General features: G+C 64.2%; 21 protein-coding genes. 16 read left to right on the top strand and 5 right to left on the bottom strand.

Annotated features, from left to right (window positions below; genetic code table 11):
• Positions 1-21: 21 nt before the first annotated feature.
• Genes ACQR50_RS09440 through ACQR50_RS09430 form a run of 3 tightly spaced genes read left to right on the top strand, consistent with a single transcriptional unit; the run spans position 22 to position 3,087 of the window.
• Complete coding sequence (locus tag ACQR50_RS09440) at positions 22-936, top strand: dihydrodipicolinate synthase family protein (protein ID WP_058744152.1); 915 nt, start codon at positions 22-24, stop codon at positions 934-936.
• A complete protein-coding gene (locus tag ACQR50_RS09435; protein WP_428968112.1) occupies positions 936-1,646 on the top strand; it encodes a GntR family transcriptional regulator in 711 nt (236 codons plus the stop codon). The genes ACQR50_RS09440 and ACQR50_RS09435 overlap by 1 nt, the downstream gene beginning before the upstream one ends.
• Positions 1,647-1,683: 37 nt before the next feature.
• Positions 1,684-3,087 (top strand): amino acid permease, encoded by a 1,404-nt coding sequence (locus ACQR50_RS09430; RefSeq protein ID WP_428968111.1) that lies wholly within the window; start codon positions 1,684-1,686, stop codon positions 3,085-3,087.
• On the opposite strand, the gene ACQR50_RS09425 is transcribed toward ACQR50_RS09430, so the two are convergent.
• Positions 3,060-5,402: a bifunctional diguanylate cyclase/phosphodiesterase gene (locus ACQR50_RS09425; RefSeq protein WP_428968110.1), complete on the bottom strand. Its 2,343-nt coding sequence runs from the start codon at positions 5,400-5,402 to the stop codon at positions 3,060-3,062. The two genes, ACQR50_RS09430 and ACQR50_RS09425, sit on opposite strands and share 28 nt — an antisense overlap.
• A 134-nt stretch (positions 5,403-5,536) precedes the next feature.
• On the opposite strand from ACQR50_RS09425, the gene ACQR50_RS09420 reads away from it, so the two are divergent.
• The 3 genes from ACQR50_RS09420 to ACQR50_RS09410 all read left to right on the top strand — a co-directional run bounded on the left by ACQR50_RS09420 (position 5,537) and on the right by ACQR50_RS09410 (position 7,455).
• Positions 5,537-6,145 carry a TetR/AcrR family transcriptional regulator gene (locus tag ACQR50_RS09420; protein WP_428968109.1) on the top strand — a complete coding sequence of 203 codons (609 nt, stop codon included), beginning with the start codon at positions 5,537-5,539 and terminating at the stop codon, positions 6,143-6,145.
• A 200-nt stretch (positions 6,146-6,345) separates the two neighbouring features.
• Positions 6,346-6,765, top strand: a complete 420-nt coding sequence (locus ACQR50_RS09415; protein ID WP_056437302.1) for a hypothetical protein — start codon at positions 6,346-6,348, stop codon at positions 6,763-6,765.
• Positions 6,766-6,852: 87 nt separating this feature from the next.
• Positions 6,853-7,455, top strand: coding sequence for an alpha/beta hydrolase (locus tag ACQR50_RS09410; RefSeq protein ID WP_428968108.1), 603 nt, complete (start codon positions 6,853-6,855; stop codon positions 7,453-7,455).
• A 123-nt stretch (positions 7,456-7,578) separates the two neighbouring features.
• Here the strand turns inward: ACQR50_RS09410 and ACQR50_RS09405 are convergent, their stop codons facing one another.
• Positions 7,579-7,803, bottom strand: a complete 225-nt coding sequence (locus ACQR50_RS09405) for a hypothetical protein (protein ID WP_428968107.1) — start codon at positions 7,801-7,803, stop codon at positions 7,579-7,581.
• A 150-nt stretch (positions 7,804-7,953) separates the two neighbouring features.
• On the opposite strand from ACQR50_RS09405, the gene ACQR50_RS09400 reads away from it, so the two are divergent.
• From ACQR50_RS09400 to ACQR50_RS09390, 3 genes are all read left to right on the top strand, one after another.
• The gene (locus tag ACQR50_RS09400; RefSeq protein ID WP_428968106.1) at positions 7,954-9,117 is read left to right on the top strand and encodes a hypothetical protein; all 1,164 of its coding nucleotides are present in this window, start codon (positions 7,954-7,956) and stop codon (positions 9,115-9,117) included.
• 64 nt (positions 9,118-9,181) lie between these two features.
• Positions 9,182-10,186, top strand: a complete 1,005-nt coding sequence (locus tag ACQR50_RS09395; RefSeq protein WP_428968105.1) for a zinc-dependent alcohol dehydrogenase family protein — start codon at positions 9,182-9,184, stop codon at positions 10,184-10,186.
• 16 nt (positions 10,187-10,202) lie between these two features.
• Positions 10,203-11,483: an NAD(P)/FAD-dependent oxidoreductase gene (locus tag ACQR50_RS09390; protein WP_428968104.1), complete on the top strand. Its 1,281-nt coding sequence runs from the start codon at positions 10,203-10,205 to the stop codon at positions 11,481-11,483.
• A gap of 6 nt (positions 11,484-11,489) precedes the next feature.
• On the opposite strand, the gene ACQR50_RS09385 is transcribed toward ACQR50_RS09390, so the two are convergent.
• Both ACQR50_RS09385 and ACQR50_RS09380 read right to left on the bottom strand, forming a co-directional pair.
• Positions 11,490-12,134 carry a GntR family transcriptional regulator gene (locus tag ACQR50_RS09385; RefSeq protein WP_428968103.1) on the bottom strand — a complete coding sequence of 215 codons (645 nt, stop codon included), beginning with the start codon at positions 12,132-12,134 and terminating at the stop codon, positions 11,490-11,492.
• 105 nt (positions 12,135-12,239) lie between these two features.
• Positions 12,240-14,297 (bottom strand): NAD(+) synthase, encoded by a 2,058-nt coding sequence (locus ACQR50_RS09380; RefSeq protein WP_428968102.1) that lies wholly within the window; start codon positions 14,295-14,297, stop codon positions 12,240-12,242.
• Positions 14,298-14,445: 148 nt separating this feature from the next.
• On the opposite strand from ACQR50_RS09380, the gene ACQR50_RS09375 reads away from it, so the two are divergent.
• From ACQR50_RS09375 to der, 5 genes are all read left to right on the top strand, one after another.
• Positions 14,446-14,790 (top strand): ArsC family reductase, encoded by a 345-nt coding sequence (locus tag ACQR50_RS09375; protein WP_428968101.1) that lies wholly within the window; start codon positions 14,446-14,448, stop codon positions 14,788-14,790.
• A gap of 49 nt (positions 14,791-14,839) precedes the next feature.
• Positions 14,840-15,718 carry a 3-methyl-2-oxobutanoate hydroxymethyltransferase gene (gene panB / locus ACQR50_RS09370; protein WP_428968100.1) on the top strand — a complete coding sequence of 293 codons (879 nt, stop codon included), beginning with the start codon at positions 14,840-14,842 and terminating at the stop codon, positions 15,716-15,718.
• A 117-nt stretch (positions 15,719-15,835) separates the two neighbouring features.
• On the top strand, positions 15,836-16,504 hold the full coding sequence (locus ACQR50_RS09365) for a tetratricopeptide repeat protein (protein ID WP_294311217.1): 669 nt from the start codon (positions 15,836-15,838) through the stop codon (positions 16,502-16,504).
• A complete protein-coding gene (locus tag ACQR50_RS09360) occupies positions 16,501-17,823 on the top strand; it encodes a PQQ-binding-like beta-propeller repeat protein (RefSeq protein ID WP_428968099.1) in 1,323 nt (440 codons plus the stop codon). Before ACQR50_RS09365 ends, ACQR50_RS09360 begins: the two co-directional genes overlap by 4 nt.
• A gap of 96 nt (positions 17,824-17,919) precedes the next feature.
• Positions 17,920-19,290: a ribosome biogenesis GTPase Der gene (gene der / locus ACQR50_RS09355; RefSeq protein ID WP_428968098.1), complete on the top strand. Its 1,371-nt coding sequence runs from the start codon at positions 17,920-17,922 to the stop codon at positions 19,288-19,290.
• 182 nt (positions 19,291-19,472) lie between these two features.
• Here der and bfr read toward each other — a convergent pair whose 3' ends face one another.
• Complete coding sequence (gene bfr / locus ACQR50_RS09350; protein ID WP_056437268.1) at positions 19,473-19,994, bottom strand: bacterioferritin; 522 nt, start codon at positions 19,992-19,994, stop codon at positions 19,473-19,475.
• Positions 19,995-20,146: 152 nt separating this feature from the next.
• Here bfr and ACQR50_RS09345 point away from each other — a divergent pair, with 152 nt between their 5' ends.
• A complete protein-coding gene (locus ACQR50_RS09345; RefSeq protein WP_428968097.1) occupies positions 20,147-20,782 on the top strand; it encodes a PAS-domain containing protein in 636 nt (211 codons plus the stop codon).
• Positions 20,783-22,580: 1,798 nt separating this feature from the next.
• The gene (locus ACQR50_RS09340; protein ID WP_428968096.1) at positions 22,581-22,799 is read left to right on the top strand and encodes a hypothetical protein; all 219 of its coding nucleotides are present in this window, start codon (positions 22,581-22,583) and stop codon (positions 22,797-22,799) included.
• The last annotated feature ends 749 nt before the right edge of the window (positions 22,800-23,548 follow it).

The raw sequence follows: 23,548 nt of genomic DNA, 5'->3' as shown, positions 1-23,548 counted from the left end.
ACAATGGCAGGAAAACAGATAGTGAGCATCGGCTGGCGCGGCGTATTCCCCGCAGTGACGACCCAGATCCGCGAGGATATGTCGATCGATCTCGCCGACACGCAGCGCGTCGTCGACGATCTGGTCAATGACGGCGTGACCGGCGTCATCGCGCTCGGCACGGTCGGCGAGAACAACTCGCTCGACTATGACGAGAAGGTCACGGTCCTGACCGCCATCGTCGAGGCGGTGGCGGGCCGCGTACCTGTGATCACCGGCTGTTCGGAATATGACACGCGCCGCGCGGTGCGTTATGCGCAGGCTGCCGAAAAGGCCGGGGCCGATGGCCTGATGCTGCTGCCGCCGATGGTCTATGTGCCCAAGGCGCATGAGCTGGTGAACCACTTCAAGGGCGTGGCCGACCAGACCGGCCTGCCGATCATGCTGTACAACAATCCACCCGCGTACCGCACGGTCATCGACCAGTCGGTGCTCGAAGCGCTGGTCGACGTGAAGAACATCGTCGCGGTCAAGGAATCGGCCCCCGACACGCGCCGCTTCACCGATTTCCGCAACGCGTTCGGCGATCGCTACACCCTGTTCGCCGGTCTGGACGACGTGGCGCTCGAAGGGCTGTATCTGGGCGCGCAGGGCTGGGTTTCGGGCCTGACCAACGCCTTCCCGAAGGAATCGGTCGAACTGGTCGCGGCGTTCGACCGTGGCGATCATGCCAAGGCGATGGAAATCTATCGCTGGTTCATGCCGCTCCTCCACCTCGATGCCGAGCATGATCTGGTCCAGTCGATCAAGCTGGCGGAGCAGGTCATGGGCCGTGGTTCGGAGCGCGTCCTGCCGCCGCGCTATGTCCTGGAAGGCGAGCGCCGCGCCGAGGTGATCGCGATGGTCGAAAAGGCCGCCGCGACCCGCCCGAACCTGGGCCAGGCCAAGGCCGCCTGATGGCGACGGCGCTCTCGCTACCCGACGTCGCCCTGGATGACGGGCGTTATCGGGGCGAGGGCGTCATTGTCGTGCAGACCCTGGCGGATCGCATTTTCGCGATCATACGCGAACGGATCATCGCGGGGGCCATCCCCGCTGATCGAGCGATCCGCCAAGATGCGCTGGCCGCCGAACTGGGCGTCAGCAAGATACCGCTGCGCGAGGCGATGGCCCGGCTGGAGCAGGAGGGGCTGCTCCACGGCGTCGCCAACCGCGGCTATATGATCAGCGCGCTGTCCGCCGCGCAGGCGGAGGACATTTACGGCCTGCGTCTGAAGCTGGAACCCGCGGCCGCCGCGCGCGCCGCGCTGGTCGCCGATGACGGGGACCGCGCCGCCCTGATCGCCGCATTCGAAGCGCTCGACCAGGCGGCGGCCAGCGATCTGGCGCGCGTCGCCATCTGCAACCGTCGTTTTCACATGGCCATGGTCCGCCCGACGCGACAGCCCTTGACCATCCAGCTGATCCGTCAACTCGCGCTGCTGGCGGAACGCTACGTCGTCGCGCATCTGCAGCCCGCCGGGCGCGACGCGCGGGCGCATCTGGAGCATCGCGAACAGCTCGACGCCTTTCTGGCGCGCGACGCCGACCGGGTTAAGGCATTGCTTGATACGCATATCCGGTCCACCCTGATGGACCTGAAAGGCGGGTTCGCACCCGTCGAGTGACAATGACAAGCCCATGGGGCGGGGGGATTTTTCGACGATGTTCGGACCGAGGAAATCGCTGGGCAGCGTGACCCAGCATGCGGAGGGGCAGGCGCTGGCCAAGACGCTCAGCTGGCCGCACCTGATCGCATTGGGGGTCGGCGCGATCGTCGGCACCGGCATCTACACGCTGACCGGCGTCGGGGCGGAGCGGGCGGGACCCGCCGTCATCCTGGCCTTTGCCATTGCGGGCGCGGTCTGCGCCTGCGCCGCACTCGCCTATGCCGAGCTGGCGACGCTGATCCCGGCGGCGGGCAGCGCCTATACCTTCAGCTACACCGCACTCGGCGAAACGCTCGCCTGGGTCGTGGGGTGGAGCCTGATCCTTGAATATTCGCTGTCCTGCTCGGCCGTGGCGGTGGGCTGGGGCGGCTATCTGGTCGGCTGGATCCAGGCGGCGGGGGTGCATCTGCCGCCCGCGCTTCTGTCCGGTCCGCATGGCGGCGGCATCGTCAACCTGCCTGCCGTCGTGGTTGCGCTGTCGGTGATGGGGATGCTGATCGCGGGCACCCGTGAAAGTGCGACCCTGAACATCATTCTGGTCGTCATAAAGCTGGTGGCGCTGGGCGTCTTCGTCACCTTTGCCCTGCCGGCCTTCAACGGCAACAACCTGCACCCCTTCATGCCCTATGGCTTTGCCGCGCATGAGGTCGACGGTGCCAAGCGCGGCGTGATGGCGGCGGCGGCAATCGTCTTCTTCGCCTTTTATGGTTTCGACGCGGTCGCGACCTCGGCCGAGGAAGCCAAGAATCCCAGCCGCGACCTGACCATCGGCATTGTCGGCTCGATGCTGGTCTGCACGCTGATCTATATGGCGGTGGCGATCGCGGCGGTCGGCTCGATGCCCTTCCAGCAACTTGCCAATTCGCCCGAGCCGCTGGCCCTGGTCCTGCGTTCGCTGGGCCAGCCGACGGCGGCGCACCTGATCGCGCTGGCCGCCGTCATCGCGCTGCCCTCGGTCATCCTGGTGATGATGTACGGCCAGAGCCGCATCTTCTTCACCATGGCACGTGACGGCCTGCTGCCCCAGTCGCTGGCGGTGGTGAGCAAGCGCAGCGGTGCGCCGACCCGCATCACGCTGGTCACGGGCGTGTCGATCGCGATCGTCGCGGGCATCTTCCGCCTCGACGAAATTGCCGAGCTGGCCAATGCGGGCACGCTGCTGGCCTTCATCGCGGTCGGGGCCTGTCTGATGGTCCTGCGGCGCCGGGCACCGGAGGCCAAGCGGCTGTTCCGCTGTCCGCAGCCCTATCTGGTCGGAACGCTCGCCATTCTGGGCTGCATCTACCTGCTGTTCAGCCTGCCGAGCGCGACGATCGTCCGCTTCATCATCTGGAACCTGGCGGGTCTGGCCTTCTACTTCGCCTATGGGCGTCAGCGCAGCGCCCTGGCCAAGGGCTGAACCCCGACCAGAGGTTGGGCGGGGCGGCCGAACAGATAACCCTGGGCCTGGGGGCATCCTTCCTCCAGCACCATGCGATGCTGTTCGGCCGTCTCGACCCCTTCGGCGACGACGGGCAGGTTCAGGCTATGCCCCAGCCCGACGATCGCCCGGACGATCGAGCGTGCGGCGGCATCGGTGGCGACGCCCGAGATGAAGCTCTTGTCGATCTTGATCTTGTCGAACGGAAAGCATTGCAGGTTGCTGAGCGAGCTGTAGCCGGTGCCGAAATCATCCATGACGATGCCGACGCCCATCGCCTTCAACTGATGAAGCGTCTTCAGCGTCGACTCGCGATCGTGAAGCAGCACATTCTCGGTGATCTCCAGCTCCAGCCGATGGGCGGGAAAGCCGCTCTCGTCGATGGCCCGCGCCACAATCTCGGCCAGGTTCGGCAGCTGGAACTGGATGGGCGAGACATTGACCGCCAGCGTCATGGGTGCGGGCCAGGCGGCGGCCGTCCGGCACGCCGTCGACAGCACCCATTCACCCAGTTGCAGGATGATGCCGGTCTCCTCGGCCAGCGGCACGAACTCGCCGGGCTCTATGATGCCGCGCTCGGGATGTTCCCAGCGCAACAGCGCTTCATGGCCGATGACGGCGATGCTGTCGGTCGACACCAGGGGTTGATAGGCCAGCCGCATCTGGCCGCGTGGCAGGGCGTGGCGAAGGTCGTGCTCCAGCGCGAGGCGCTTTCGCATCGTTCGATCCATGTCCTGGTCGAAGAAGGATGCAGTGCCCCGACCGCCGGTCTTGGCGCGGTAGAGCGCGACATCGGCATTCTGCCGCAGCGACTGGGCGTCGGTCGCGTCCTGGGGAAATAGCGAGACGCCGATACTGACCCCGACCGCCATCGGATCGCGGCTTAGGTCCATTTCGGTGGCAAAGGCCTCCAGGATCGACTCGGTCAGCCTGCGGACACATTCGGGGTCCTCAATGCCGCGTTGCAGGATCAGAAATTCGTCGCCGCCGACCCGCGCGACCACGCCCGCCTGATCGATCGCGGCGGTCAGTATGGCCGCGACGCGGCACAATATGGCATCACCCGCGGCATGGCCGAACAGGTCGTTGACCGCCTTGAAGCGATCGAGGTCGAGTGCGAGCAATGCGAACGGGCCTTTGTGATCGGCCTGAGCGATCGCGCTTTCCAGCGCCTGGTTGAAAAAGGCGCGATTGGGGAGCTCGGTCAGCGGGTCGTGGACCGCCATGAATTCGATCTGGCGTTGGGCGCGGCGTTGTTCGGTCAGGTCGCGTACCGACATGACCATGGCGCGGCGGCCTCGATATTCGATTTCATGGCCCGCGATCTCCAGATGGCGGTCGGATGAAGTGATATCGCGCGGCCGGGTTTCGATCAGCCCGCCGTCGACGAGTGAGAGGGGGGTGCCGTCGACCGCTTCCAGCCAGTCTTCGGGGCGCGAGCCCGTCAGCCGACCCGGCTCTATATCAAGCATCGTCGCAAGCCTGGCATTGGCCTCGATGATCCGGCCGTGGTTCAGGATCGCGATCCCCTCGCGCGTCGCCTGGGTCAGGCCGCGCAGGTCGGTGAGATGGCGGTCGAGCAGCGCCGCCGCGACCAAGGCGACCACGATAGCTGCCGTCACCAGGCCGACCATGCGCGCGAGGTTGAGCGGCTGCAGCGGATGAAGGTTCGAATCCACGACCACGCCACCGGGAACCAGCGTCGTCGCCGTCATCGCCCCGAAGTGCAGGACGACGATCCCCAGTGCCGCGACGCCGACGGACAGGACGGTACGGCCCCGTCCCCGCATCCGCACATGGATATGGAATGCGCCCGTCAGCAGCAGCATGGCACTGAGAAATGCAGTGGCCAGCCCCCAGAGGTCGTAACGGATCTTCGCCGGGACGATCAGCGCGGCCATCCCGACCAGATGCATGGCGCCGATCCCGATCATGGTCAGCCCGCCAACGGTCAGACAGCCGGCCATGTCACGCCGTCGGCGGATATGGCCGAGCGCGATCCAAAGGGTCAGGCAGGGCGCCGCGATAGAATTCAGGGTCAAGGGAAGGTCGAAGCCCAGCGGCAACGGACCCCGATAGGCAAGCATCGACAGGAAATGCGTGCACCAGATGCTGACGCCACCCGTGATCGCTGCCAGCGCCACCCAGTTGCGTCGGCGGACCTCGACGCATTCGTCGGCCCGGTCGTGCAGCAGGAACAAAGCGACCAGCCCCAGCACGCACACACCCAGAGCGGGCAATATCAACCAGGGATCATGCTGCCCGATAATGCACCCTACGATGTTGAGCATCATATGTGTCATCCCCCTGGCGACACTTTGTTCCATGGGCCGTTGCAAAAAGCTTAATATGGTTCCGAAAACGGACCATTCTTCGTTTGTGCGGGAAAGGCTTTCCAAAACGCCGCCGAAATTCTATACCGACCGTTATGGAAAATGCTCTGCCCGCGTGTAAGGGCCGCCCGCGTGAATTCTGCACCGATCAAGCCCTGGCCTCCGCGCTCCGTGTGTTCTGGAGCAAGGGCTATGAGGGCGCGTCGATGGCCGACCTGACCGAGGCGATGGGTATCACCAAGCCCAGCCTCTATGCCGCATTCGGCAACAAGGAGGCGCTGTTCCACAAGGCGCTCGACCTCTACGAGGCGGAGAAGCTCGCCTATATCCGCGAAGCGCTGGATCAGCCCACGGCGCGCGGCGTCGCCGAGCATCTGCTGCGCGGTGCGCTGAAGGCCATGACCAGCCAATGGGAGCCGAAGGGCTGCCTGGGGGTGATCCACTCGGTCGCCTGCGGATCGGAAGCCGAGTCGATCAAGGCGGAAGTGGTGGCGCGGCGTGCGTCGTCGCAGGCGGCGATCGTCGGACGTTTCCAGCGCGCGGTGGACGAGGGCGATCTGCCTGCGGATGTCGATCCGGCGGGACTGGCCAATCTGATCTTCGCCGTGTTGCAGGGCATGGGCGTCCAGGCAGGGTGCGGTGTCCCTTCGGAGCAGTTGCAATCGATGGTCGATGCGGCGTTGGCGCTATGGCCCTCACGCTAGGCCGGAATTTTTTAATACCGGTTGGTATGAAAATCATTGACGCCTGTACGGCGGATTAATATACCAGCCGGTATGGAAGGTGATCCTCACCTTCGCGATCGAAATGGCGAGACAGCAGGCAAGGCGGCCCGGTGCCGCTTCCTCGAGCGGGCGTGATGCTGGCCGGGGCAGGATGTCCCGCGCAAAAAGGGGTTTGCATCATGGCCTATGTCGCTTTTCAGGAAATCGGTGCCGCACGGATCGCCGTCGATGCCGCCATCGCACAGCAGGGCGCGGCGGCCATCCGCCCGGATGCCCGTCTGTCGGCCCTCGAATGGCAGGTCGTCGCACTCGCCCGCCGCGACCGCCTGTCCAGCCTGCGCGAGCCGACCAAGCTGATCCGCGCGATCGGCAGCATCTTCGGCGAGACCCGCAACCCGCGCCTGGCCGATCCCTCGCTGGAGGCGCTGCGCCGGATGGCGGTGTTGAGCTGGCATCATGGTTATAGCGTGCCCTCGCACGAGGTTCGGGCCTTCCTGGCCGCCGGTTACACCCCCGACCAGTATGAGCTGATGGTCGACAGCATCGCGACCGCGCTGAGCGATTCGCGTCGGCTGGCCCGGCCCATGGCGGCCGAGTAAAGACGAGGTGAGGCGGGGGTGCGTCCGTCACCCCTTGCCCTTCCCCGAAACTGACGTACCTTGTGAGGATCAGTGACGGAGAAGACCATGGCGGCCGAACTGCGTCTGAACGACCCCTTCTCGATCATCACCCTGCCTGTGGTGGGGCCTATCGCGGGCAAACCCGGCGGCGAGCGCGCCATGCCGTGGGAAAGCCTGTTCGCCTGGCCCCGGCAGGGCGATCTGCAACTTCCCTTTGACGACGGATCGCGGGAGACCCGCGATATCTGGGCGACTCGGCTGGACCATGCGGTGGCGCATGCCGACAAGGCGGTGCTGCTGGTGGCCGAGGGTGCGGCGTGTCTGGCCAGCATCTGGTGGGCGCGGCTGTCGCCCAGCCATTATGTATCCAAGGTCGCAGGCGCGCTGTTCTTCCAGCCGCCCGCCGCCGATTCGCTCGACCGCCAGAGCGGCCAAATGTTCGCCTCGCCCGAGGCGGCCTTGCCCTTTCCTTCGCTGGTCGTCGAGGGTGCGAATCACGGCCCGGCACTGGCCAGCATCTGCGGCGGTCGCCTGCTGGCCCCGCCGCGCGCCACGCCTGCGCCGACCGGCATGTGGCGTCAGGCGCAGCGGCTGATCGAGCGCTTCTCGGCCGGGGTGGTCGAACAGGATATGCGCGTCCTGCGCACGCTGGGCATTCCCGAACGCTGACATAAAAACGGTCCGGCGGTTTGCGTAACCGCCGGACCAGTCGATCGCCACAGGGAGCTTCCTTTGGCGAGGCAGGAGCGGTGACGAAGCCCGGAAAGGGGCCCCATGCCACCGAAGGAAATTTTAGCTCGCGTTCGCGCCGCCCGGCGCCGCTTCATTGTCGAGCAGCACGTCGTTGCCGAACGTCGCATTGCCGTCGACGGGCCCTTCGTCATTGGCCAGAAGCTCGTCGTTCGTCACGCCGCCATTGTCGATGGCGGTGCTGTTGGCAGGCTCCGATTTGGAGCACGCGGCCAGCGGGACGGCCGATGCGATCAGAAGCAGCGGAAGGGCATGGCGTCGCAACATCAATTCGGTCCCCTTGGTCGTTTATGCCGTGTATCGCCGCTTATCGGCTCCTCATGAGTAATACATACTAAACCAATGGGATATAACCAGCGCAAATTTTGTCGGCGGGATAGATGGGCTTTCCCGCGATGGGCGGCGGCCCTGTTTGTCATGATGCCGGGCGGCGCATGGGCGCAGGCTGCGGGGTCGCTCGACGGGAATGCCGCCCTTGCTCTGGATGCGGCGGAATATGCCAGCCTGTCCGGGCAGACGCCGATGGCGGTTGCGCACGAACTGGCGGTGCAGGAGGCGTCGGTGCCGCTGACCGACGCGCTCAAGGCCGAGTTCGCCGGCCGCCTCGCCGGACTGTCGGTCGGTCATGCGCCTTTCCATATCGACATATTGCTGACCGGCGATACGCCCGTCGCGGACCGGGTGGTGCAGGTGGCGGGAAGTCCGGTCCTGGTTCGCTTCCGGACCGGGGCCTATGCCACACACCGCCAGTTGGTCGTCGCACTCGCGCTCCACCAGACCGAAATCCGCGCCAGCCTGACCCAGCCGCCGGGCATCGGCGTCGATCCCCGGATCGGGGCGCTGGTCGTGATGGTGGCCCGCGCGGATGCCGAGGCGGAGCCGGGTGATGCCCTGCGGGATCGGATCGCCCGGATCGCAGGCGTGCCGGTGCGGATCGCGACGCTGGATGCGCCGGACAGCGATCTGGCCGACCTCCAGGGTGGCGCGCGGCTGACCGGTATCGATCCCGGCAATGGTCGACGCTATGCCTGCACCAGCGGGTTCGTCGTCCGACGCGGGAGCGACAGCGCGGTCGTGACGGCCGCCCATTGTCCCGACAATCTGGTCTGGACCGACGCGGAACGGCGCGAGCATCCGCTGCCCTTTCTCGGCCAATGGGGATGGGGCTATCAGGACGTGCAGGTGAATGGCAGCCCGATGTCGTTGTCGCCCACCTTCTGGAGCGACACGGCCAAGACGATCAGCCGCCGCGTCACGGGGCAGAGGAGCCGCGACCAGACCCGTGCGGGCGACATCGTCTGCCATCGCGGCGAGCGGACGGGCTATAGCTGCGCCGAGGTGTGGATACCCGACTTTGCGCCCGCCGGGGATTTGTGCGGCGGCGGCTGTACCCCGACCTGGGTTGCAGTGCGGGGACCGACCTGTCGCAGCGGGGACAGTGGCGGGCCGGTCTTCCTCGGCGGTATGGCTTACGGCATCGTCAAGGGCGGCAGCTATCGCGGCGGCGACGGCAGCTGTGCCTTTTACTATTATATGTCAGTCGATTTCCTGCCCGACGGGTGGTCTCTGGCGACCGGCTGAGGGATCGCATTGCACCGCAGCAGCGTTGGTTTTTTCATCGACAGACAGCGATGAAGGCGACGGCATGAAGGCGATGATCCTCGATGCACCCGGTGGGCTGGACCGTCTGCGACTGGTCGACCGCCCCGATCCCGGTGCGCCGGGACCGGGTATGATCCGGGTGCGGCTACACGCGACGTCGCTGAATTATCATGACTATGGTGTCGTGGCGGGCCGCATGCCGACCCAGGATGGGCGTATCCCGATGGCCGATGGCGCGGGCATCGTCGAGGCTGTGGGGGAGGGCGTCCAGGACTTCGTGGCGGGCGATTCGGTCGTCTCCTGCTTCTTCCCCGACTGGCAGGAAGGGCCGCCCCGGATCGGCGACTTTTCACGCGTGCCGGGGGACGGGATCGATGGCTATGCCTGCGAAATGGTGGTCGCCCCCGCGACCGCCTTTACCCGCGCGCCGAAGGGCTATAGCCATGCCGAGGCGGCGACCATCACCACGGCCGGGTTGACCGCATGGCGCAGCCTGGTCGTCGACGGCGGTTTGAAGGCGGGGGACCGCGTGCTGGTTCTGGGGACCGGCGGCGTGTCGATCTGGGCGCTTCAGATCGCGCGGATGATGGGCGCTCAGGTGGTCGTCACCTCGTCCTCCGACGCAAAGCTGGAACGGGCCCGCTCGCTGGGGGCCGCGCATACGATCAATTATCGCACCCACCCCGAATGGGGGAAGCTCGTCCATGACTGGGCGGGCGAGGGTGTCGATCATGTGATCGAGGTGGGCGGGCCGGGTACGCTGGCCCAGTCGATCGACGCTGTTCGGATCGGCGGGCATATCGGGTTGATCGGGGTGCTGACCGGCTTTGCGGGCGACGTGCCGACCGCCACCCTGATGAGCAAGCAGGCGCGGTTGCAGGGCCTTATCGTCGGCAGCCGCCGGATGCAGACGGAATTCGTCCGCGCTCTGGACGATGCGGCGTTCCGGCCGGTGGTCGATCGAACCTTCACCTTGGATGAATTGGCCGATGCATTCCGCTATCAGGAAAGCGGCGATCATTTCGGCAAGATCGCCGTGACCTTCTGATGACGGGGGACTGGACATGACGAGAACAGGCGTCGATCCCAATTGGCCGCATGTGGTGATCGTCGGCGCGGGGTTCGGCGGGCTTGCGGTGGCGCAGCAACTGGCGCGTGCGCCTGTGCGAGTGACGGTGGTCGACCGCAACAACTATCATCTGTTCGTGCCGCTGCTCTATCAGGTGGCGACCGCCGCCCTGTCGCCCGCCGATGTCGCCGAGCCGATCCGCCATGTCCTGGGCCGCTATCCCAATATCCGGGTCGTGCTGGGCGAGGTGACGCAGGTCGATACCGATGCCCGGCACGTGGCCTTGGCCACGGGCGAGACGTTGCAATATGACCGGCTGGTCGTCGCGACGGGATCGACCAGCAGTTATTTCGGCCATGACGAATGGCGCCGCCATGCCCCCGCCTGCAAGTCGATCGAGGAAGCGCGGGTCATCCGCTCGCGCGTGCTGGGCGCGTTCGAGGAAGCGGAACGCGACGGGGCGGCGGATCGCGAGGCACTGATGACCTTCGTCATCGTCGGCGGCGGGCCGACCGGCGTGGAACTGGCCGGGTCGGTCGCCGAGCTGGCGCGCCATGCCCTGACCTCCGACTTTCGCCGGATACGGCCGGAGACGGCGAAGATCATCCTGATCGAGGGCGGGCCGAGGATCCTGGCGGCTTTCCCGGACTCGCTTGCCACCTATGCCGAACGGGCGCTGGCGCGGCTGGGGGTTCAGGTGATGACGAACATGCCGGTCGAGGCGATCACGGCCGAGGGGCTGACCGCCGGCGGACGGTTCATCCCGGCCCGCACCGTCCTTTGGGGCGCAGGTGTGGCACCGACGGGGGCCGCCAAGCTGCTCGGCATAGCGCCGGGGCCGGGCGGACGCGTCGCGGTGCGGCCGGACCTGAGCGTCGAGGGGCTGGAGAATGTCTATTCGCTGGGCGATGTCGCCGCCTGCCTGGACGAAGACGGCAAGCCCTTGCCCGGCCTGGCTCAGGTCGCGCAGCAACAGGGCGAGTATCTGGGCAAGGCGTTACGGGCGCGACTGACGGGCGGAGCGGCGCCCAAGCCCTTCCGCTTCCACAATCGCGGCAATGCGGCGATCATCGGGCGTCACGCCGCGATCTTCGACTTCGGCCGGTTCCGGATGAAGGGCTATCCGGCCTGGATGCTCTGGGCGATCGTCCATGTCGTGCTGCTGGTCAATTTCGCGCAGCGTATCCGCGTCAGCCTGCAATGGCTGTGGCGTTATCTGACGTATCGGCGTGGTGCCCGGATCATCACCACGCCTATTGGCCGCCCGCCCGGCTGACGGGGGTCAGCGGATCAACTGGGCGCGCAGGTCGACCAGCGTCGCGCCGATATGCTCGGTCAGGAAACCGGCCACCCGCGCCTCGTCACGCGCCAACCAGGCATCGAGCAGCGCATGATGCTCCTCATGCGCGCGGTCCTCGCGACCCGCAGGCTTCAGATGCTGGACGACATAGCGTTCGGCAAGCACCTGCAATCGTTCGATCAGCTGGAAGGTCAGCGCGGCACCCAGCGGGCGGACCAGTGCGAGATGAAAGGCGCGGTTGCGGTGTGCGACCTCGTGCAATGCGTCGCGCGCCGCGACGTCCAGCGCGGTCAGCGCCTCACGCGCAATGGCCTGATCCTCCGCCGTCGCCACGCGCGCCGCGCGCGCCGCCGCATCGGGTTCCAGCGCCAGGCGGAGTTCGTAAATCTCCTCCGCCTCGCCCGCACCCAGCGAGCGGACGAAAAAGCCGCGATTGGCCTGGCTGGTCAGCAGCCCTTCCTGCTCCAGCCGGGCGAGCGCTTCGCGCAGCGGAATTTTGCTGACCCCCAGCTCATTGGCCAGCGCGTCCTGCCGGATCGGTTGTTCCTCCGGCAGGTCGCCGCTGATGATCCGCTCGCGAATGATCGTGAAGATCTGCTCCGACAGGGTGCGAACGACAAGGCTCATGGATTCTCTCGTGCCGACAGGCCGGGAGGAGCCTGTAATTTATGGGGAAATGTAACGAACAAGCCTTCAGCATAGCCCTGTTCCCCACAGCCTGCCAAGTCCGTGTCATACACCGGGCGGCAGGGCATCCTGAAGTTCGTTCATCCAGACCGCTGCGGTGCCGTCCGACGGCGCCCGCCAGTCCCCGCGTGGCGACAGGGCGCCCCCCGCCGAGACCTTGGGACCGTTGGGCAGGGCCGAACGCTTGAACTGGCTGGTCTGGAAGAAGCGGGTCAGGAACCGCTCCAGCCAGTGCCGGATCGTCGGCAGGTCATAGGCGACGCGCGCATCCTGCGGCAGGTCCTCGGGCCAGCCGCCCGCTTCCGCATCCTGCCAGGCATGCCAGGCGAGGAAGGCGATCTTCGACGGCTTCAGGCCATAGCGGATGACATAATGCGCAAAAAAGTCGTTGAGCGCATAGGGGCCGATCATCGCCTCGGTGGACTGCATCGCGCCGCTGGCGTCGGCGGGAACCAGCTCGGGCGAGATTTCCTGCGCCAGGATCGCCGCCAGAATCTTGTTCGTCGCCTCGTCATATTGCCCGGTACGAATGCACCAGCGAATCAGGAACTGGATCAGCGTCTTGGGTACGCCCGCATTGACCGCATAATGGCTCATCTGGTCGCCCACGCCATAGGTGCACCAGCCCAATGCCAACTCCGACAGGTCGCCGGTGCCCAGCACGATGCCGCCGCGCTGATTGGCGAGGCGGAACAGATAATCGGTGCGCAGACCCGCCTGCACATTCTCGAAGGTCACGTCATGGACCGGTTCGCCCTGCGCAAAGGGGTGCCTCATGTCTTCCAGCAGCTGGTGGGCGGCGGGACGGATATCGATTTCCTCCGCTGTCACGCCCAGCGAACGCATCAGTGCCCAGGCATGGGCCTTGGTGCCCGCGCCGGTGGCGAAGCCGGGCATGGTGAAGGCCAGGATACGGTCGCGCGACCAGCCCAACCGGTCGGTCGCCTTGGCCGCGACGATCAGCGCATGGGTGGAATCGAGCCCACCGGACACGCCGATCACCAGCGTCTTGGCGCGGCTGGCATCGAGCCGCTTGGCCAGCGCCTCGACCTGGATGTTGTAGGCTTCGTAGCAGTCGGCATCGCGCCGGGCGGGATCGTCCGGCACGAAGGGAAAGCGGTGGACGGCGCGCCGCAGCCCCCGATCGCTCGCCTCCGCGCCATGGACGAAGCCGATCCGGCGGAAACGCTGTTCGGGATGACCTGCAAATGCGGCGGCATCGTTGAAGGTACCGAAGCGCAGACGCTCCTGCACGATCCGCTCGACATCGATATCGGCGGTGGTCAGCGCGGGTTCGCGCAGGAAACGCTCGGACTCGGCGATCGTCTCGCCCAGTTCGTGGATCAGGCCTTGGCCGTCCCAGGACAGATCGGTCGTGCTCTCGCCGATGCCCGCCGCCGAATAGACATAGGCGCAGGCGGCGCGGGCGGACTGGGCGGCGGCCAGCATCGCCCGGTCGCGCGCCTTGCCGATGACGATGTTCGACGCCGACAAATTGCAGCAGATCGTCGCCCCGGCCAGCGCACCCAGCGTCGAGGGCGGGGTGGGGGCCCAGTAATCCTCGCAAATCTCGGCATGGACGACGAAGCCCGGCACATCCTCGGCCGCGAAGATCAGGTCGGTGCCGAAGGGCACGCTCTGGCCATCCAGCTCGATGGTCTGGCCGGTGAGCCCCGCGCCGCTCGCGAACCAGCGCTTCTCGTAATATTCGCGGTAGTTGGGCAGGAAGGTCTTCGGCACCACGCCCAAAATCCGCCCGCGCGCGATGACGACGGCACAGTTGTAGAGCCGCCCGTTACGCGGCAGCGCCGCGCCGACCAGCATGACCGGCGACAGCGCCGCACTGGCATCCACCATCTCGCCCAGCGCCGCGAGCGTCGCCGCATGCATCGCGCCCTGCAAATGCAAATCGTCGATCGCGTAGGAGGTCAGCGACAATTCGGGAAAGACGATCAGGTCGACCCCGTCCTCATCTGCCTTGCGCGCCAGATCGAGCATGGCTTGCGCATTGGCATAAGCATCCCCCACCGATGCGGCGGGCGTCGCGGCGGCGACGCGGATCAGGCCATGGGTGTGAAGCGCGTAAAAGGGGTGATCCTGCATCCTCTCGGGATAGCGGCGCGGGAAGGGGGGCGCTAGCCCGTGTGGGTTGCCACGGGTTAGGATGAGAGGGTTTCCCCTGCTGGCCTTCGACTTCCCCTATCCCGATGCATTCCGCTAAGCGCCGGACGCTCCAGAAGTTCGAGGCTTTATGACCATCATCCTCTACGGCATCCCCAACTGCGACACGATGAAGAAGGCCCGTGTCTGGCTCGACCAGCACGGCGTCGAATACCGCTTCCACAACTACAAAACCGACGGCATCGACGAAGCCACGCTTCGCCGCTGGGTCGATCAGGTCGGCTGGGAAAAGCTGCTCAACCGCGCGGGAACGACCTTCCGCAAGCTGGACGAGGTGGACCGGCAGGATATCGATGCCGACAAGGCGATCCGGCTGATGCAGGCCCAGCCCTCGCTCATCAAGCGGCCGGCGCTCGACCGCGACGGCGCGCTGACGGTCGGGTTCAAGCCCGAGGTCTACGCCGAAATCTTCTGACGGACCAAGGGGGTGGAGCGCGCGGCGCGCACGGGTTAGAGGCTTTGGCATGTCCACGACCTACACGCTCGACACCGCGACCAGCCGCGCCAATCCCACGCCCGCGCCGATGAAGCGTCTGACCGTACCTGCCGTCCGCCGCGCCAAGGGTCAGACGCCGCTGGTCATGCTGACCGCCTATACGGTGCGCTCGGCGCAGCTGCTCGATCCGCATTGCGACATGCTGCTGGTCGGCGACAGCCTGGGGCAGGTGATTTACGGCCTGCCCTCGACCGTGCCGGTCACGCTTCAGATGATGGCGGCGCATGGTGCTGCGGTGGTGCGGGGCAGCTATCATGCGGTCGTCGTCATCGACCTGCCCTTCGGCAGCTATGAGGCGAGCCCGGAAAAGGCGTTCGAGAATGCCGCCTGGCTCCTGAAGGAAACCGGCGCGGCGGCGGTCAAGCTGGAGGGCGGCGTCGCGATGGCCCCGACCGTGCGCTTCCTGGTCGAGCGCGGCATTCCCGTCATGGGCCATGTCGGCCTGACGCCGCAGGCGGTGAACGTCCTGGGCGGCTATGGCGCGCGCGGCCGCACGCCCGAGGAAGCCGAGAAGATTATCGCCGACGCGGTCGCGGTGGCCGAGGCGGGCGCCTTTTCGGTCGTGATCGAGGGCGTGGTCGAGCCGATCGCGATCGAGATCACCAAGCGTATCGCCTGCCCGACCATCGGGATCGGTGCGTCGGCGGAGTGCGACGGCCAGGTGCTGGTCGGCGAGGACATGCTCGGCCTGTTCGACCGTACCGCCCGCTTCGTCCGCCGTTACGAGACGATGGGCGAGCGGATCGGCGAGGCGGCACGCGCCTATGCCGAGGATGTCCGCGCCCGCCGCTTCCCCGGGCCGGAGCAGACCTATGCCCCCCGGGAAGCCAACCGCGATGGGGGATAAGCCAAGCCTGCTTCCCACAGGGGCCGCTCCTCGCTAAAGGTCGCGGCTTCTATCTTGCCTTGATCCAGAATAGCGGAGCCCGTCTTGGCCCTAACGCCCCAATCCAGCCAGGCCTTCTTGAGCGAGGTCGACGACGAACTGCGTCGCGAAAGGCTGACGTCTTTCTGGACCCGGTGGGGCCTTATCGTCGGTGCGGCTATCGTCGTCGCGCTCGCGGCGTTCGGCGGCTATCTCTATTGGCAGCACCGCCAGCATCAGGCGGCGGGCGTCGATGGCGAGCAGTTGCAGGCCGCCTATGACGCGCTGGGCCAGAACGACACCAAGACGGCGGGCGAGAAGCTGAAGGCGCTGTCCGACACCAATGTCGACGCCTATCGTGCCCTCGCCGAGTTCACCCAGGCGGATATTCTGCTCCAGCGTGACGACATGAAGGGCGCCGCGGCACGCTTCGCCGCCATCGCCAATGACGCCTCGCTCGCCCAGCCGTTCCGCGACCTGGCGCTGGTTCGCCAGACCATGGCCGAATATGACACGATGAAGCCCGAGGCGGTCGTCGCACGACTGGGCAGCATGGCGGTGCCTGGCAACGCCTATTTCGGCAGCGCGGGCGAGATGGTCGCGGTGGCCTATCTGCGCATGAACAAGCGCGACCAGGCGGGCCGTTTGTTCGGCCAGATTGCCAGCGACAAGGATGTGCCCGATACGTTGCGGCAACGTGCGGTTCAGATGGCCGGCGTATTGGGGGTCGACGCGGTCGGCCAGAGTGAGGACACCAAGACCCAATGACGAAGCATTTCCGCACCTCGGCGGCGCTCGCCGCGCTGATGGCGCTGGGCGCCTGCGGGGTATTCAAGAGCGCGCCCAAGAAGACGCCGACCGTGGGCAACCGCGTGCCGATCCTGGTTTCGGAAACGGGGGTCGAGGCGGACAAGACGATCGCCGACGTACAGGTCCTGCTGCCCGCACCCGAAGCCAACCCCGAATGGTCGCAGCCGGGCGGCAACGCCGCCAAGTCGATGGGGCAGCTCGCACTGGCGGAGCAGCCGCAGCGCCTGTGGACCGCGACGATCAACGGCGGTTCGGCGCGCGATCCGCTGGGCGCCGCCCCGGTCGTGGCCGAGGGCAAGCTGTTCGTCGTCGATGTCGAGGGCAATCTCGTCGCGATGAACGCCGATACCGGCGCGCGCCTGTGGTCGACCGGTATCACCGAAGGTGACGCGAACCGTCTGGCCCGCTTTGGCGGCGGCGCCAGCTATGACAGCGGCACGGTGTTTGCATCGGACGGTCTGGGCGATGTGATCGCGGCCAGCGCCGCCGACGGCAAGGTGCTGTGGCGTGCCAAGCCCAGCGGCCCGCTGCGCGGATCGCCGACCATCGCCAACGGCAATGTCTATGTCCTGACCCAGGACAATCAGCTTTACGCCATCAACCAGACGGACGGTAAGATCGTCTGGGCCGGGCAGGGCACGCTGGAGACGCAGGGCGTGTACGGCGTCGCGGCTCCATCGGCCAGCCAGGGAACGGTCGTCGCCGGTTTCTCGAGCGGCGAGCTGAACGCCTATCGTTACGAAAACGGCCGTCTGCTGTGGCAGGACGCGCTGTCGCGGACGAGCATCTCCACCTCGGTGTCGACGCTGTCGGATATCGACGCCGCGCCGGTGATCGACCAGGGCCGCGTCTATGCGCTGGGCCAGGGCGGCCGTATGGTCGCGCTGGAACTGTCGACCGGCCAGCGTCTCTGGGAGCAGAATTTCGCCGGGCTTTCGACGCCGTGGATCGCGGGTGAGTGGATCTTCCTCGTCACCGACGATGCGCGTCTGGTCGCACTGGCCCGGTCGAGCGGCAAGGCGCGCTGGATCGCGCAGCTTCAGCGTTTCCATAAGGAAAAGAAGAAGACCGGCGCGATCACCTGGTTCGGCCCGGTGCTGGCGGGCAACCGCCTGATCCTGACCAACTCGGAAGGGCAGATCGTCTACGCCAATCCGGGTGACGGATCGGTCCAGGCGACGGTCGACACCAAGACGCCGTTCGCGCTGCCGCCGATCGTCGCCAACAATGTGCTCTACGTCCTCGACCAGAAGGGTCGGATCGCGGCCTATAAGTAATGCGGTTTTGCCCCGTGGGACAATTGTTCCACGGGGCGGTGCATTTCGTACCGCTATAGGCGTGACGAAAGGCCCGCCTTTCGCTAACGGACGGCGATGGCTAATCTCCCTATCGTCGCGATCGTCGGCCGTCCCAATGTCGGCAAGTCGACGCTGTTCAATCGTCTGGTCGGAAAGAAGCTGGCGCTGGTCGACGACCGGCCCGGCGTGACGCGTGACCGGCGCGAAGGCGACGCGCATCTTCTGGGCCTGGATTTCCGTATCATCGATACGGCGGGCTATGAGGACGAAGACCCCGATACGCTCCCCGGCCGGATGCGCCGCCAGACCGAGGCGGCGGTCAGCGAGGCCGATGTCGCGCTGTTCCTGGTGGATGCCCGCGCCGGAGTCATGCCGCTGGACGAGGAGATCGCCCGCTGGCTGCGCAGTTCCGACACCCCGATCGTGCTTGCCGCCAACAAGGCGGAGGGCCGTGCGGCCGAACAGGGTATCCTGGAGGCACTGGCGCTCGGCTTCGGCGATCCGGTCCAGCTGTCCGCCGAGCATGGCGAAGGCGTGGGCGACTTGTTCGAAGCGCTGCTCCCCTTTATCGACCGTGAAGTCGAGGAAGAGGAGGAAGTCGATCTCGAAAACCCCTTCGCTCCGCTGAAGCTGGCGATCGTCGGGCGTCCCAATGCGGGCAAGTCGACGCTGATCAACCGTTTCCTGGGTCAGGATCGCCTGATCACCGGGCCGGAAGCCGGGATCACCCGCGATTCGATCGCGATCGACTGGGAATGGCACGACCGCAACGGCGAGGTGCGGCAGGTCCGCCTGATCGACACCGCGGGCATGCGGAAAAAGGCCAAGGTGCAGGACAAGCTGGAAAAGCTGTCGGTCGCCGACGCATTGCGTGCGGTCGATTTTGCCGAGGTCGTGGTGCTGTTGCTCGATGCGACGCTGGGGCTGGAGTCGCAGGATTTGCGCATTGCCGACCGCGTGCTGGAAGAGGGACGTGCCCTGCTGATCGCGCTCAACAAGTGGGACGTCGCGGAAAATCCGTCGTCGCTGTTCAACGGCGTGCGCAAGGCGCTGGAAGACGGGCTCAGCCAGGTCAAGGGCGTGCCGCTGCTGGCGGTGTCGGCCGCGACCGGCAAGGGGCTGGACACGCTGATCGAAGCGGCGTTCGAGACGCGCGCCGCCTGGTCGAAGCGCGTGCCGACCGGCGAGCTCAACCGCTGGTTCGAGCGCGCCGTCGAAGCCAATCCGCCACCCGCGCCGGGCGGCAAGCGGATCAAGCTGCGCTACGTCACCCAGGTGAAGTCGCGTCCGCCGAGCTTCGTGATCTTCGGTACGCGCGTGGACCAGTTGCCCGCCAGCTATGAGCGGTATCTGGTCAATTCGATGCGGCGCGAGCTTGGTTTCGGCGCGGTGCCGGTGCGTCTGACGTTGCGGGCGCCGAAGAACCCGTTCGGCACGAAGGACTGAGGGGAGGGGCGGGCGCCCCTTCCTGATCGCCGTTCAGCCGGAGCCAAGTCGTCCAGGGGCCGACACAAGGCTCGGGCCATAACCGATTTGATTCCCGTGGCCCTCGACTTCGCTCAGCCTGAACGGGTTGGGAGTACAATTTTCGGGGAATAGGGGCGGGCCATCGGACCCGCCCCGCATTCTCAGCCCTGAAGGTGCGGCGCCGCGCCCGACTTTGGCGTGTCGTTCTCCGCCATGGCGTTCAGCTGGATATAGTTCTGGATACCCATGCGTGCGATCATCTCGAACTGGCGCTCCAGCGTGTCGACATGCTCTTCCTCGCTCGCCAGGATGCGCTGGAACAGGTCGCGGCTGACATAGTCGCGGACTTCCTCGCAATAGGCGATGGCTTCCTTGAGCTGGGCAACGGCTTCGACCTCGATGGCCAGATCGCCCTTGAGCACTTCCTCGACGGTCTCGCCGATGCGCAGGCGCCCCAGCAGCTGGAAATTGGGCAGCCCGTCCAGGAACAGGATGCGCTCGGCCAGCCAGTCGGCATGGCGCATCTCGTCGATCGATTCGTGATATTCGAACTGGGCGAGCTTGTAGACGCCCCAATGGTCGAGCAGCCGGTAATGCAGGAAATACTGGTTGATCGCGGTCAGCTCGTTCTTGAGCGCCTCGTTCAAATACTCGATGACCTTCGGATCGCCCTTAACTGCCATGGATCTCGCCTTTCTTGAACGTGTTTGGCGGCACCTTAGAAGACCATGGGCAACCCCGACAAGGCCGATTTCATAAGTAAAAATGCGTCGCGCTTTCATCTTTGGCGAAAGCTGCTAGGGGCAACATAAGTTATCAAAAATGAGGTTAACGGGTGTCGGTGAGTGCGGCGGAGCAGCTGGCCCTTGTCATGGAACATGTCCGGCACGGTATTGTGATCTATGATCAGGACGAGCGAATTCTCCTGATCAATCAGTATGTCAGCCGCATCTTCGGCCTGTCGGACAGTGCCGTGACCGCAGGATCGAGCCTGGCGGATTATCTCCACCATGTCGGCAACGCGGTGGGCTGGTCGGATGTCCGAAAGGCGGCGATCCTCGATAATCATCGGCAATGGGCCCGCGAGGGGGTGCGGCGCCAGTTCGATCATCATTTCGATGACGGTCATGTGCTGGAGATCACCTATCACCCGCAACCCGATCTTGGTGCGGTGCTGACCTTTGTCGACGTGACGCACGAGCGCGATCTGACGCGCGTGATTCGGCGACGCGATGATCTAAACCGCGAGACCGTGGCCATGCTGGAACGGGTAGGCCGGATATCGGCCAATACCCGGCTGGTCGCGCTGAACGCGAGTATCGAGGCCGCACGGCTCGGTGCCCAGGGGCGCGGTTTCGCGGTCGTCGCCGAAGAGGTGCGCAACCTCTCGGTCGAGACGTCGGATGTGCTGGTGGAGATCAGCCGGATCAACGCGGCGTCGCTCGAACTTGCCGAAGACAAGGTTCGGTAACGGGGAATATCGATGCGGGTATTGGTGGGCCCGGCAGGATTTAAATAAGTTAATAAAAACAGATATATAGTTTGTCTAACTGACGCGTATCAGGTCCCGTTGCCTCTCCGTTTGAGACAAAACTGTCTAACCTTTAAGGGCTCGACCTACGCATGAGCGCGGCGTTGAGTTAATTGGGGGGGGCACCAAACCGCCGGGCGATCAGCGGTACCCAATTTACCGCTATATCGATCACTTTATCTCCGACGATGGAGGAATAATTATCCAAATATACCGCGCTCGCGAGCCATTTGGTCTTCCATCATAGCCCAGATGCGACGAGCGGCTTGGCGATATCCCTCCCAATCGTCTACGATGGTCTTGCTGCTCCACTTCGTGACGTGCTCACTCGATGCGAGCCGTTTCGCCGCAAACGCACGTTGCATGTCGTCAAGCCGCGATAGCAGCGCGCTATCAGCTCCGACCTTCAGCTTTGGAAGCAATACGTCGTGTATATACTGCGACCGTGCCCCGCTTGCCCGACTCAGACGAAGGCGGGCTGCCCCGAGCGCGGCCACATCAGGGATGGGCCGGCTGCAATGGTCTCGAATCTCAGCTATGCCTGCTGTTATTTTCCGATGATGTTCGGCGAGCGTCTGATCCATTAGTCCTGTGTAGCTGCAAAAAGTTAACATCAAGGTGCATCGACCATTATTTAAAGATCAACGATCCTTGTGCGTTCTTCCAGACAGCAGCTTTCAGCTGACACTATTGTTCGACAAGGCAGCAGTATGAGACGGGTTTAATTCTTAAGTAGCACGCAAGCTCGGGGCATATCACCCCCGCCGTCCCATTGCCGCTGACCGGTAACCTTGAACCGAAAGGGAGTACAGGATCAAACCTGTCTCATCCATCAAGTCGAAGCTCCTAAAGAGCGAAATGGTAGGCTCTCCATGGCTTTCGTGAATTAGGCTTTCACCCGCTACCCGGACCAGTACCGCGAGAGCTCGGTCAAAGTCAGGCGCTTCGAAACCGTCCGCCTGTACAGGTAGATTATCGGCTATTTCGATAGAATATGTGGGCATTTGCACACAACTGCATGCCACGTCAGAATATCCATTAACCAACATAGGTTGGCTTAATTTAAAGTTCGGACGCATTTGCCACACGGACTGGTCCGAGCCGTTGCGGTGCCGAGTGCCTAAGTGAAAGCCGTCATTAGCCCCTTGGCTCTCGGACGGCCACCGCAGGTTGCAGTCCCGATAAGTTAAGGCAGTGCAAAATAATCCAATAAATACAGAGGCTTATAGTGAAAATTTGGTGGGCCCGGCAGGTGTTAAATAAAGTCCCAACTACGATGACTTAATATGCCCAACCCACCAAATTGAAACCGCCATGCCCCTCAGTGCCACGTCAACGATGGCTAACCTTTTTCGCATGATGGTGCGCGTCCGCTTTTGGACGGAAGGGGGCCGAGGACCCCCTGGGGTTCAAGATTCCTCTGGTCTGGCAATTAACAAATATTAATTTATGAGCGAGGCATGAATGAGGATGCCCCGACTCGTGCCCAAAGGGTTTTCGATTATGCTGCTGCTCTGCAGGAGACCCACGGAGAGCACGCGATAGCCGCAGCAAAGGTAGGTCTCCAGACGTCATCAAAGCCTGAGGATATCGAATTCTGGGCAGGGGTGTGTGCTGTTTTGGCCACCCGCCGCTAAATGCCCTAACAATAAATCCATAACATTAAGCAGCCGTCAAACGGGTCGGTCAAAAACAACGTCTCCGTCCGAATTGAAATTCGACTAAAAGGGCATTCAAATTGAGCGATTACCCTGCCGACGTTGGGCGTAAAAAATCCCGAACCATCACTGCAACACAAGATAGTAATTACGTGGTCGGGCCGTGGCCCGAATCTCCATTCACCGACCGTTGGGGTGTGTATTCAAAAAAAGATTCTTTATGGATACCAGTAATGTACGCCTATGAGGATCAGGCAACAGCTGCTGCGAAAATGCTGGAAAAAAATAGGGCAACGTGATTTGCAAGGGAAGCCTGTTCTATAGCTGCAAGCCTCGCTAGGCATGAACGCTTATCTGTTTTGTCAGATTTGCCGTGAACAACACCTATTTTGCAGGAAAACGTTCCAGCACCTCCAAGCGGAAATCCCCTGACGCTCGATCTGCCATCGTAGATGGCAGTCCTAATTAGACAATATCCCCAAATAACGTAGTAAATACAATAGCTTATCAGGAGTCTTTGGTGGGCCCGGCAGGTGTCAAATAATCTAGTCAACTTAATGGCTTAGGCCGCCTCACCGCTCGTATTTATAACGCCGCACCTCTCGGTGCCACGTTAAAAGTGGCTAACGTTTCACCGCAAACTCATCGAAGGGTTGCCGGCCACGGCAGTTGTCACGACGCCGATGCCTGAATGCTAGGTGACGGTGCGGAGTTGGTTTAGCCATTCCGGTATTCCGCGGAGCGATCCGACAGCCTTTCGAAGTGCTGCCTTACCGTTTGCGAACGGCCGTTTTGCGGTTTGGCTGGAGCTTAAATTTTCACAAAGGGATCAGCCACGATTCTGGAGCGGCGCTCCCACCCCGGCATTCTTTAGCACCTATGTCTGACAGGCTTCTATCTCGACGCGCAGTTTAGCCTCGCTGTAACGGTTCGCCTAATTTTCGGCGATTACGAGGTTCTGTCTGCGATTCTTAGCATTTGAATTGCCAGCGAGGTAAGAGCCACTAACGTGGCGTTTCGTTTGTGGGCTCCGCCTTTCCAGATGACC

The organism is Sphingomonas sp. Xoc002 (assembly GCF_050408055.1).
GTDB classification, from domain to species: domain Bacteria; phylum Pseudomonadota; class Alphaproteobacteria; order Sphingomonadales; family Sphingomonadaceae; genus Sphingomonas; species Sphingomonas yabuuchiae.
This window is presented reverse-complemented; position numbering and strand designations above follow the sequence as displayed.